This window comes from Nitrosophilus sp., assembly GCF_982775275.1.
The window spans coordinates 1-10,801 of record NZ_CEXZHP010000036.1 but is presented as its reverse complement, the minus strand read 5'-3'; the positions used below and the strand labels follow the sequence as shown (position 1 = coordinate 10,801).

General features: G+C 34.0%; 14 protein-coding genes. 11 read left to right on the top strand and 3 right to left on the bottom strand.

Translation table 11 applies throughout. From position 1 onward, the window contains the following. The first annotated feature begins 117 nt into the window (after nt 1-117). On the top strand, nt 118-579 hold the full coding sequence (locus AC30RD_RS03215) for a DUF5615 family PIN-like protein (protein ID WP_489492776.1): 462 nt from the start codon (nt 118-120) through the stop codon (nt 577-579). On the opposite strand, the gene AC30RD_RS03210 is transcribed toward AC30RD_RS03215, so the two are convergent. Together AC30RD_RS03210 and AC30RD_RS03205 are read right to left on the bottom strand one after the other, a co-directional pair. Next, nucleotides 568-1,092, bottom strand: a complete 525-nt coding sequence (locus AC30RD_RS03210; RefSeq protein WP_489492778.1) for a protein-L-isoaspartate O-methyltransferase family protein — start codon at nt 1,090-1,092, stop codon at nt 568-570. The two genes, AC30RD_RS03215 and AC30RD_RS03210, sit on opposite strands and share 12 nt — an antisense overlap. Nucleotides 1,093-1,171: 79 nt before the next feature. Continuing rightward, the gene (locus AC30RD_RS03205) at nt 1,172-1,468 is read right to left on the bottom strand and encodes a hypothetical protein (RefSeq protein ID WP_489492775.1); all 297 of its coding nucleotides are present in this window, start codon (nt 1,466-1,468) and stop codon (nt 1,172-1,174) included. A gap of 42 nt (nt 1,469-1,510) precedes the next feature. Between AC30RD_RS03205 and AC30RD_RS03200 the strand changes: the two genes are divergently transcribed. Genes AC30RD_RS03200 through AC30RD_RS03190 form a run of 3 tightly spaced genes read left to right on the top strand, consistent with a single transcriptional unit; the run spans nt 1,511 to nt 4,579 of the window. Further along, entirely contained in the window at nt 1,511-1,990 is a 480-nt protein-coding gene (locus AC30RD_RS03200) for a hypothetical protein (protein ID WP_489492774.1), read from the top strand. Further along, complete coding sequence (gene nfo, locus AC30RD_RS03195; RefSeq protein WP_489492773.1) at nt 1,983-2,843, top strand: deoxyribonuclease IV; 861 nt, start codon at nt 1,983-1,985, stop codon at nt 2,841-2,843. Before AC30RD_RS03200 ends, nfo begins: the two co-directional genes overlap by 8 nt. Next, the gene (locus tag AC30RD_RS03190) at nt 2,843-4,579 is read left to right on the top strand and encodes an ATP-binding protein (protein WP_489492772.1); all 1,737 of its coding nucleotides are present in this window, start codon (nt 2,843-2,845) and stop codon (nt 4,577-4,579) included. Before nfo ends, AC30RD_RS03190 begins: the two co-directional genes overlap by 1 nt. A gap of 6 nt (nt 4,580-4,585) precedes the next feature. On the opposite strand, the gene AC30RD_RS03185 is transcribed toward AC30RD_RS03190, so the two are convergent. After that, nucleotides 4,586-4,723 carry a hypothetical protein gene (locus AC30RD_RS03185; RefSeq protein WP_489492771.1) on the bottom strand — a complete coding sequence of 46 codons (138 nt, stop codon included), beginning with the start codon at nt 4,721-4,723 and terminating at the stop codon, nt 4,586-4,588. Here AC30RD_RS03185 and AC30RD_RS03180 point away from each other — a divergent pair. The 7 genes from AC30RD_RS03180 to AC30RD_RS03150 form a co-directional block, all read left to right on the top strand. Next, on the top strand, nt 4,715-5,104 hold the full coding sequence (locus AC30RD_RS03180; RefSeq protein WP_489492777.1) for an NAD(P)H-quinone oxidoreductase subunit 3: 390 nt from the start codon (nt 4,715-4,717) through the stop codon (nt 5,102-5,104). The two genes, AC30RD_RS03185 and AC30RD_RS03180, sit on opposite strands and share 9 nt — an antisense overlap. After that, nucleotides 5,086-5,595, top strand: a complete 510-nt coding sequence (locus AC30RD_RS03175; protein WP_489492770.1) for a NuoB/complex I 20 kDa subunit family protein — start codon at nt 5,086-5,088, stop codon at nt 5,593-5,595. Before AC30RD_RS03180 ends, AC30RD_RS03175 begins: the two co-directional genes overlap by 19 nt. Then, nucleotides 5,592-6,389, top strand: coding sequence for an NADH-quinone oxidoreductase subunit C (locus AC30RD_RS03170; protein ID WP_489492768.1), 798 nt, complete (start codon nt 5,592-5,594; stop codon nt 6,387-6,389). The genes AC30RD_RS03175 and AC30RD_RS03170 overlap by 4 nt, the downstream gene beginning before the upstream one ends. Nucleotides 6,390-6,399: 10 nt before the next feature. After that, nucleotides 6,400-7,632, top strand: coding sequence for an NADH dehydrogenase (quinone) subunit D (nuoD, locus tag AC30RD_RS03165; protein WP_489492767.1), 1,233 nt, complete (start codon nt 6,400-6,402; stop codon nt 7,630-7,632). Between the two features lie 47 nt (nt 7,633-7,679). Further along, nucleotides 7,680-7,910 (top strand): NADH-ubiquinone oxidoreductase subunit E family protein, encoded by a 231-nt coding sequence (locus AC30RD_RS03160; protein ID WP_489492766.1) that lies wholly within the window; start codon nt 7,680-7,682, stop codon nt 7,908-7,910. 12 nt (nt 7,911-7,922) lie between these two features. Beyond that, entirely contained in the window at nt 7,923-9,962 is a 2,040-nt protein-coding gene (locus AC30RD_RS03155; protein WP_489492765.1) for an FAD-dependent oxidoreductase, read from the top strand. A gap of 10 nt (nt 9,963-9,972) precedes the next feature. Continuing rightward, nucleotides 9,973-10,801: 2Fe-2S iron-sulfur cluster-binding protein (locus tag AC30RD_RS03150; protein ID WP_489492764.1), on the top strand; the 829-nt coding region annotated here is incomplete at its 3' end.

Genomic DNA, 10,801 nt, shown 5'->3' with positions numbered 1-10,801 from the left:
TGTTTATGGAAATATGTTAACTGCTATAATTTTTGAAAAAGATGAAGAAGTTAATATTTCATCATATAGATTCGAGTTTGTCAAATCAAAAAAAGAGTACGCAAAAAGAGAAAAACCTTGGATGATATAAAATTTTTAGCAGACGTTCATTTAGCAAAGGTTGCAAAATATCTAAGGCTTTTAGGCTTTGATACGCTCTATTTTGCTAATATTGAAGATAATAAAATCATAGAGATTGCAAAAAAAGAAAATAGAGTAGTTTTGACAAAAGATAAGATATTGTGCAAAAGATTGAAAGATAGCTGTTACTTGGTAAAAGAAAAAAAGCCAATATCTCAGATAAAAGAGATTGCTAAAAAATTTGATTTGAAAAAAAGAGCAAAACCTTTTAGTAGATGTATAAAAGATAACGAAATTTTAGTAAAAATAGAAAAAGAGAAGATAATAAACAGACTCCCTCCAAAGGTTAAAAAATTTTATAATGAATTTAAAATATGTCCAAAATGCAACCGGATATATTGGCTTGGAAGCCATTATGAAAAGATGAAAAGATTTATTGAGGATATTTTAGACTATTAAAGGAACAAATAAAAACCCATAAAACTCCTCTTTGGCTATATCTTTTTCTCCTATTTTTTCTATTTTAAAAAGAGAATCTTGTATTGGAATAACCATTCTACCTCCAATTTTTAATTGATTTATCAATTCTTGAGGAAGACTTTTTGCCGATGCGGATACTAAAATCTTATCAAATTTCTTACCAGGAATTCCTAAACTTTTTGCAAACTCAATTTTTGCATTTTTAAAATTATATTTTTTTAAATTTTTTCTTCCAAACTCTACTAATTCCTTTATCCTCTCAACCCCTATTACTTCGCCTTTTTCTCCAACTATAAAAGCTAATAATGCTGTTGTCCATCCAGAACCAGAACCTATATCTAAAACTTTATCACCTTCATTTGGCTGGAGTAACTCTAACATAAATGCTACAGTGTATGGCTGGGATATTGTTTGAAAAAATCCTATAGGAAGTGGATAGTCAAAATAGGCTTCATCTTTATACTCATCTTTTACAAAATCTTTTCTATCTATTTTTTAAATGCTTCAATAATTTTAGGAGTTTTCAATACCCCCTTTTTAATAAGATATTCAACAAGTTCTTTATTGCTTTTCATCTGTTTTTAAAAATCTTTTTATAGACTTTGTCAATATCAAAATTTTTTAGTTTTTCATTAAATCCTAAAAAATATGGAATTATCTCTAAAAAAATATATCCTATATGTAACATTGACAAAAATATGATAAGTAGCTTTTTGAAAGTTTTTGGAGTATGATGCTTTTTTATCCACTCTATTGCGCTTTTAGTATCGTTTAATGCAAGCATCGTTTCAAAACTTATTATAAATCCCCATACGATATATGTTAAAATGGCGCCTAAGATTGCAAGATAGAAGATAAACTCAAGCAATTTTATCCTTTTTTAAAAACTATTTTATCACAAAGGATATAAATGTTTCGTTTAATATTTATAATTTTTTTGCTATTTTTTGGTGGGTGCGCTCTAAAAGAAGTAAAAAAGGCAAATTTATATATAGTAACTATAAAATCAAAAAAATTAAAATTTAACGACTACGCAGTTATAAAAAGATATAGCAACAACTCTATCCATTTGAAAATTTATAATGCCGGCAATCTTATAGAAGAGATAAAAATAGATTCAAAAATATGCACTAAAAAAGGTTGCGTTAATAAAAAAGAGTTTAATAAAAAATATTTTGTTTCTTACTATCCTGATGATCTACTAAAAAACGTTATTTTAAAAAAGCCTATATTTAATTCTAAAAATTTAATTAAAAAAGATAAGGGATTTATTCAAAAAGTTTATAAAAAAAATTGTTACGATATAATCTATATCGTAAATAATAGTGAGGTTTTCTTTAAAGATAAAATAAATAAAATATTGATAAAAATAAAGGAAATAAATGAGTAAAAAATTTGCCGGTGCACATGTAAGTGCAAGTGGTGGAGTTTTTAACGCTCCAATTAACGCAAAAAAAATAGGTGCAAAAGCTTTTGCACTATTTACAAAAAATCAAAGACAGTGGAGTGCAAAACCATACGATTCTAAAACTATAGATAAATTTTTTAAAAATCTGGAAGAGTCAAAAATCGATCCAAAGCATATACTTCCGCACGATAGTTATCTTATAAATCTTGGACATCCAGATTCCAAAAAAAGGGAAAAAAGCTTAAACGCCTTTATAGACGAAATTAACAGATGTTCACTTCTTGGTTTAGATAAATTAAATTTTCATCCAGGAAGCCATTTGAGGCAGATAAGCGAAGAGAAGTGTTTGGATCTAATAGCCGAGTCTATCAATAAAGCTTTAGACGTAACAAAAGGGGTGACTTTAGTTATTGAAAATACTGCGGGTCAAGGAAGCAATCTTGGATATAAATTTGAACATCTTGCATATTTAATAGATAAATGTGAAGATAAAAGCAGAATAGGAGTATGTTTAGATACTGCGCATATGTTTGCCGCGGGATATGATATCAAAGAGAAAAGTGCATATGAAAAAACAATGAAAGAGTTTGATGAGATTGTCGGTTTTGAATATTTAAAAGGGATGCATTTAAACGACTCTAAAGCAAAATATAATAGCCGAGTAGATAGACACCACTCTCTTGGAATGGGAGAAATCGGAATAGAGGCTTTTAAATTTATAATGAACGATAAAAGAATGGATGACATCCCTTTGATTTTAGAAACTATTGATGATACTATATGGCATAAAGAGATAAAGCTGCTTTATAGTCTAATTGATACAGGAGAGAGATAGTGAAATTTTTGAAAGATTTCTTAGAATCAAAAGATCTAAAAAAAAGTAAAATATTTCCCCACCTAAAATGTTCTCTTCAAGAGGCTCAAATATTAAAAGTTTTGACAAAAAAGTTTGTCGAGGGAGATGAAGAGGTAGGCGTAATCGACCTTTTAATGGAAATTTTTGGGGAAGAAGATTATAAATATTTAGAAAAACTTCATCTAATAAAAAATCTTTTGGATCTTGGATGGATAGTTCACGGCAGTTTCTCAAATATAAAAACAAATGAGAGCACTACTTTAGAGTTATTACACTCAAATATTACATTAAGCGTTCCTTTTTTAAAGCTTTTGGAAGAGGGAAATTTAGAGTTAGTTCTTCCAGATATCAAACCATATACCGATCATCTTGAATATCTTCAAGATCAATTTTTTAGAATAGATCTTTATCAAAAACTTGCAAGCTCCAAACAGAGTTTTAATATAAACTCTCCAAATATAAACAGAATAAAAAACAAATTAAAACTTTTGGAAAAAAGGATAGAAGAGAGAATAAAAGTTACTCAAAACGAAATTGAGATTGAAAAATTTTTCAAAGAGTATGAGTTAAACGAAAAAGAAAAAATCATATTTTTAGCACTTTTAAAAGAGGAGTATGCCGCAACGGAAGGCTCTTTAAGAGATATGAACACTTTAATTGATTTAATTAGTTTTGATGAGTATGAAAGAATTGAAAATAGAGCGTTATTGGAAGAGGGGGCAAAACTTATAGAAGAGAGGATAATTGATTATGATGAGATGTTATCCCCTTTTGGAGGAATAAGTAGATCATTTTTTATTTTGGAAGATATTTTACAAAGAATTATACATCCCGGTAAAAAGAAAAAAAGTAAAAAATTAAAACTTGATATGCTAATAAAAGAACAAGATATTTTTGAACTTATCGAGCCAAAAACCACTCTTGATGATGTTGTGCTTCATCCCGATACAAGAAAAACTTTAGATTCTGTTTTGAAACAGATGGATAAAAAGGTTTCAAATAGGCTTAAAGAGTGGGGGATAAAGCCGAAGAAAAAGGGAATTGAAGCAAAGATTATATTTTATGGACCTCCAGGAACCGGAAAAACGATGACCGCTTTATCGTTGGCAAAATCGCTAAAAAAACCGATTCTTAGTTTTGACTGCTCTAAGATATTATCAATGTATGTGGGCGAGAGTGAAAAGAATGTAAGAAAAATTTTTGATACCTATATAGATTTAAGCCAAAAGGCCAAAATTGAGCCTGTTTTGTTACTAAACGAAGCAGATCAGTTTTTGAGCGCAAGAAGTAGTGCTCCAGGTAGTAGCGCAGATAAGATGCACAATCAAATGCAAAATATCTTTTTAGAACAGATTGAAAAATTTGAAGGGGTATTGATAGCTACTACCAACCTTTTAGAAACGATCGACCAGGCCTTTTCTAGAAGATTTAATTATAAAATTGAGTTTAAAAAACCATCATTTGAAGAGAGGGTTAAACTTTGGGAAAAAATGCTTCCCAAAAACGCTCCTTACGAGAATGAGTTTGACATAAAAAAGCTTGCCAAATTTGACTTAACTGGCGGTCAGATCAATCTAATTATTAAAAACACAGCTTATAAAGTAGCGGTTAAAGATGAGCCGATATTTACATTGAAAGATTTTATAGAAGAGATACAAAAAGAGAAAGCTTCTACTTTTGGAGACGAAAAGTCAATGGGTTTTGTAATTGGATAAGTTACATTAAGAAACAAAAAAATCTATATTTTTAATATTGTAAAAAAGGTTAAACTCTTTTAAAACCTTTTTTGTTACACTTGCAATTAGATAGTATGGGTGGGAAACTACCCAAAAATTTAAGGAGTTGATATGATGAGTCATATGGATGTGGCGCATCCCTATTTTGGGGCGTTTTTGCTATTTTTAATAACTTCGATCGCCTTTTTGGCTACAACCGCGGCCGCAAGATTTGTTAGTAGATCTTTGGCAAGACTTGATACCGAAAAACTTAAAGCCGCAATATATGAGTGCGGTCCTGAGGTTACTAAACAGCCAAATAGAATATCGGCACAATTTTATTTGATTGCGCTTTTATTTATACTTTTTGATGTTGAAATTATATTTATGTTTCCATGGGCTATAGATTTTAAGATTTTGGGATGGTTTGGTTTTGCTGAGATGATACTCTTTATTTTATTATTGGCTATAGGTTTTATTTATGCATGGAAGAAAGGAGCACTACAATGGCACAGCATCAAGTAAATTACGCCGCAAGCGGGGGACTTCCTGTTGCCCTCACAACAGTTGATAAAATCGTAAATTGGGGAAGAACTAACTCTTTATGGGCATTAACATACGGTCTTGCTTGCTGCGCTATCGAAATGATGGCAAGCGGTGCTAGTAGATACGATTTTGACAGATTTGGCGTTATTTTTAGAGCAAGTCCAAGACAGGCAGATGTTATGATAGTTGCCGGCACGTTAACCAAAAAGCATGCAGAGTTTATTAGAAGATTGTATGATCAAATGGCTGAGCCAAAATGGGTTATTTCTATGGGAAGTTGCGCAAATACCGGAGGAATGTTCAATACATATGCAACGGTTCAGGGTGTTGATAGGGTGATTCCTGTTGATTTATATCTTCCAGGATGCGCTCCAAGACCCGAAACTTTGCAGTATGCGGTTATGCTTTTGCAAAAAAAGATAAGAAAACAGACAATCTTTAAAAAACAAAAACCAAAAAGGTTGGTATGATGAGACCATATAGACCAAAAGATAATTTACAAAAAAAAGCTTACTATACAGATAGATTTTGGGTTGCTCCAAAAATCCCCGAAGAGGATGTATCAACAGATAAGATATTTGCCGAAGATTTGAAAAAGATTAAAGAGAAATTTGAGATTAAAAAAGCTTTTATTCAAAGAGGGCAGCTTGTTATAATAATCGACCCTTCCATTAATAAAGATATACTTTTTTTCCTAAGGGATGAGTTAAAATATGATATGCTCATGGAACTAAGCGCGGTTGATTATCTCGCTCAAGATGGGGAGTTTGAGGTTTTTTATCAATTATTATCTATGAGCAAAAGAAAAAGACTTAGAGTCAAATGCAGAATTAAAGAGGATGAAGCGATAGAGAGTGTTAACCCGGTATTTAGAAGTGCCGATTGGAGCGAGAGAGAGATGTATGATATGTTTGGAATAAAAGTAAATAACCATCCATATTTAAAAAGAATCCTTATGCCTGATGATTGGGTAGGTTATCCTCTTAGAAAAAGCTATCCTCTACACGGAGATGAGGCAGCTCAATGGTATGAAGTGGATAAGATTTTTGGTAAAGAGTATAGAGAGATTATCGGGCCTGAGCAAAGAGATGCGGCAAGAGTTGATGTTGAAGATACTATAAACTTTGCAAGAATTAAACATGAGGTGCCAAAAGGTGCTCCATATGATAGCGAGCCTATAAAAATAGATACATTCAATGAAGACGCGCCTTTAGTAGAAACATTTGATCTTAAAAAGTCAAAAATCGTTAGCAGAGACAGATAGGAGCTTATAAATGCAGCAAAGAAACAGATTAGAACCCTTTTTTGAAAACCTGGTTTTTGATAGAGACGACAACACAATGGTTATAAATTTTGGTCCTCAGCATCCTTCCGCTCACGGCCAGCTTAGGCTGATTTTGGAGCTTGACGGCGAACAGGTTGTAAAAGCTGTGCCAGATATTGGGTATCTTCATAGGGGAATGGAGAAAATGGGCGAAAATATGATATATAACGAATTTTTGCCCACAACCGACAGAATGGATTATATCGCGGCAACATCAAACAACTACGCTTTCGCTTTGGCTGTTGAGAGGCTTCTTGGCATAGAAGATAAGGTTCCAAGACGAGCTAAAGTTATAAGAACGATGCTTTTAGAGTTAAATAGGATAATATCCCATCTTTTTTGGCTTGCGACACACGCCCTTGATGTTGGAGCTATGAGTGTATTTTTATACTGTTTTAGAGAACGTGAATATGCAATGGATTTAATGGAAGATTATTGCGGCGCAAGATTAACCCATAGTGCTGTAAGAATCGGGGGCGTTCCTCTTGATCTTCCTTCTGGTTGGCTTGAGAAATTATCTCTGTTTTTAAATAACCTTCCAAGTCAGATCGAGCTTTATGAAGGATTGTTGACAGAAAACAGAATATGGAGGATGAGGTTAGAAAATGTGGGCGTAATCCCGCCGGAGATGGCAAAGAGTTGGGGATGTAGCGGCATAATGCTAAGAGGAAGCGGTATAAAATGGGATATAAGAAAAGAAGAGCCATATGAGCTATATGAAGAGCTTGATTTTGATATCCCAGTAACCGATAGATGCGACAGTTACGGAAGATATCTTTTATATATGGAAGAGATGAGACAAAGTATTAGGATTTTAAGACAGTTAATCCCTATGTATAAAGATACAGAGCCTCATCTTATGGCAAAAGTCCCTCAATATATTTCTGCATCTAAAGAGGATATTATGACGCAAAACTACTCTTTGATGCAACATTTTGTCCTTGTGACTCAAGGTATGAGACCTCCGGTTGGAGAGGTATATGTTCCAACAGAATCTCCAAAAGGGGAGCTTGGATTTTATATTAGAAGCGAGGGAGAGCCATATCCTTACAGATTAAAAATAAGAGCTCCAAGTTTTTGGCATACCGGAATTTTGCAAGATCTTCTTCCGGGACACTATTTGGCGGATGTTGTAACGATTATAGGATCTACAAATATAGTATTTGGAGAAATTGATAGATAAATTTATCATTTTTCGCCGATAGATAAACCAATATAGAAGGAAAATATATGGTTAGATACGATTTGAGACATTTAAAAGATAACTTTTACGATAGAATGATGGAGCTTTTGGAAAATGAGGTAAAACCCGGCGAAGTTGCTATATTTTTGTTTGAAATTGGAGATTTTTCTCCTATTCAAAAAAGCGCAGATTTAATAAAAGAAGCTGGACATGAACTTTTAAATTCGCTGAAGTTCAATCAAGTTGATTGGACTATAGTAGTTAGAAAAAAATCTTAAAAAGGTCAAATTGTGAGCAGAGTCTATTTTTCTTGTTGGCGAGACGAGTTTATCGACAACAGAGGAAAAGAAAAAGAGGAGTGGCAAGAGTCGTCCTATAACTTTCCTCAAAATTATAATATCGATATAAATTCAAAAGCGTTCATAGGATGGGACGGCTTTGCGCTTTTTGAAGAGGATGTGGATGTAGTAAAATTGGCCGCCGAGTATGCAAAACAGTATCAGCTATATTCCGAAGCCTGCGGAAGATGCGCTCCGGGAAGGTGGGGAGGAAGAATCTTATATGATCTATTTGACAAAATAGCCAGAGGCGAAGGGGAGTTTAGCGATGTAGAACATCTAAAAGAGGTTTCCAAAACAATGATGCAAACAAGCAAGTGCGAAATAGGAAGAACGGTTCCAAAACCACTTTTGGATATTTTAGAACATTTTGAAGATGATATAAAAGATCTTATTGAAAACAAAAAAAGATCTCCCCATTATGATAAAGATATAAATTATATCGCAAAAGTTACGGCACCATGTATGGACGCATGTCCTGCCCATGTGGATATTCCAGCTTATATTGAGGGTGTTAGGGATTTAAGATTTGACGATAGTTTGCAAGCCACAAGAAAAACTATGCCCCTTGCTCACACCTGTGGTAGAGTTTGCCCTCATCCTTGCGAAGATGCCTGTAGAAGGGCAAATTTAGATGAACCAATCTCTATAATGGAACTAAAAAGAATAGGTGCCGATTTTGAGGATGACCATTCACTTTTTTGGCTCCATCCAAAAAAGCAAAAGCCTCTAAACGGTAAAAAAGTTGCCATTATTGGTGCAGGGCCTGCCGGATTGACGGGAGCTTACTATCTTGCTTTAGAGGGTGTTGCTTGCGATGTTTATGAAGAACTTCCCGTTTTGGGCGGCGAAGTTGCCGTTGGGGTTCCAGAATATAGAATGCCTATAGAAAAATATAACAAAGATATAGAAGCTGTTGCTTCTTTAGAGGGTGTGAAATTTATTACAGGTAAAAGAGTAACCGCAGATGATATGAGAAGATTTGAAAAAGAGTATGACGCCATTTTGGTAGCAACCGGGACAAGAATCTCAAAAAAAGTTAGAGCCAAAAATGAAAGAGATGAGATAAAAGGTTATTGGCCAGCAATTAACTTTTTAGATTGCGTAAATTTATACGTAAAATATGGGATTACAGTTCCAAAAGAGATTCAAGAGCAGCAGATGCTTGATAAAGATTATGTTGATTTAACTGGAAAAACTTTGGTTTGCGTAGGAGGGGGCTTTACCTCTATGGATGTTGTAAGATGCGCCGTTAGGGCAAATGCTAAAAAAGTTATTATGCTATATCGTAGAGATGAGGCTACTATTATTAGAAATACTACCTATGAAGAGTATCATGAGGCTGTAGAAGAGGGAGTTGAATTTATATTTTATTCTGCGGTAGAAGAGATAATCACCGACGAAAACGATGTTTTAAAAAAACTAAAAGTCAATAGATTTGAGCTTGTGCCAGATCCTGAAGGAGGAAGGCCAAAACTTGTTAAGATTGAAGGTGCCGATTTTGAGATAGAGTGCGATTATTTGGTGCCGGCCGTTAGTCAAAGTGCGGATCTCTCTTTGCTTCCAGAAGAGTGGGAGATAGAGATGACAAGCTGGGGAACTATAAAAACCGATGGAAAAACCTATATGACTTCAAGAAAAGGGATTTTTGCAGCAGGTGATTGCGAATATGGTCCTATGACTATAGTTAACGCCGTAGGACAGGCAAAAAGGGCGGCATCGGTTATAAGCAGATATGTCCATACAAAAGAGGTTACTTTAACAGATGAAGAGATAATGGAAGATCATTTAAGAAACTTAAAAGTTTATGATAAAAAAGAGAAAATCACTGGTTGGCTACCAGGTTTGCCAAGAGTGGTTAGCGAAAAACTTACGGTAGATGAGAGAAAAGATAATAATAAAGAGGTAAATTTAGGGTTTACGCAAGAGGAGGCTATAGCCGAGGCCGAAAGATGCATGAGATGCTATTATATTGCGATGGTCGCAATTTAGGGGTTGGTTGATGATAAAGTTTTATATAAATGATAAAGAGGTTACAGCAAAAAAAGGTGAAACAATACTGCAAGTAGCAAGAAGAGAAGGGATCTATATCCCTACTATGTGCTATTTGCCAAAAGTTAAACCTATAGAATCATGCCGTCTTTGCGTTGTAGAAGTTGAAGGCGTAGATGGGTTTGTTCTTAGCTGCCAAACTCCGCCTACCCCAGATATTAAGGTTAAAACTGACTCCAACGAACTTTTTGTCCATAGACAAAACATAATGAAACTTTATGACGTAAACCACCCTTTAGAGTGTGGAGTATGCGATAAGAGCGGCGAATGTGATCTGCAAAACAAAACTCTTGAGTTTATGGTAAATTCCCAGGAGTTCACAGCTAAAGATCAAAATAGAATAATCAAAGATTGGAAATATATTCAATATGATCCTTCATTATGTATCTTATGCGAAAAATGCGTTCATGTTTGTAATGAAGTGATTGGAGATGATGCTATAGAGATTGAGTATGGGGGATATAAATCTCACATAATTCCAAAAGATGCACCAACGCTTGATTGCACCTTTTGTGGAGAGTGTATAGCGGTTTGCCCTGTGGGAGCTTTAATAAGCAAAGATTTTCAATATAGCGCAAATGCATGGGAGCTTCAAAGAATTCCAGCTTCATGTGCTCACTGTAGTGCCGCGTGCCATCTATATTATGAAGTAAAACATAGCTCTATTAACGATCCAAAACCAAAGATTTATAGAGTAAAAAATGAGTATGAGTTTGCTACTCTTTGTGGGGCCGGAAGGTTTGGGTATGATTTTGAAAACAGGGCCAAAAAGGATGAAA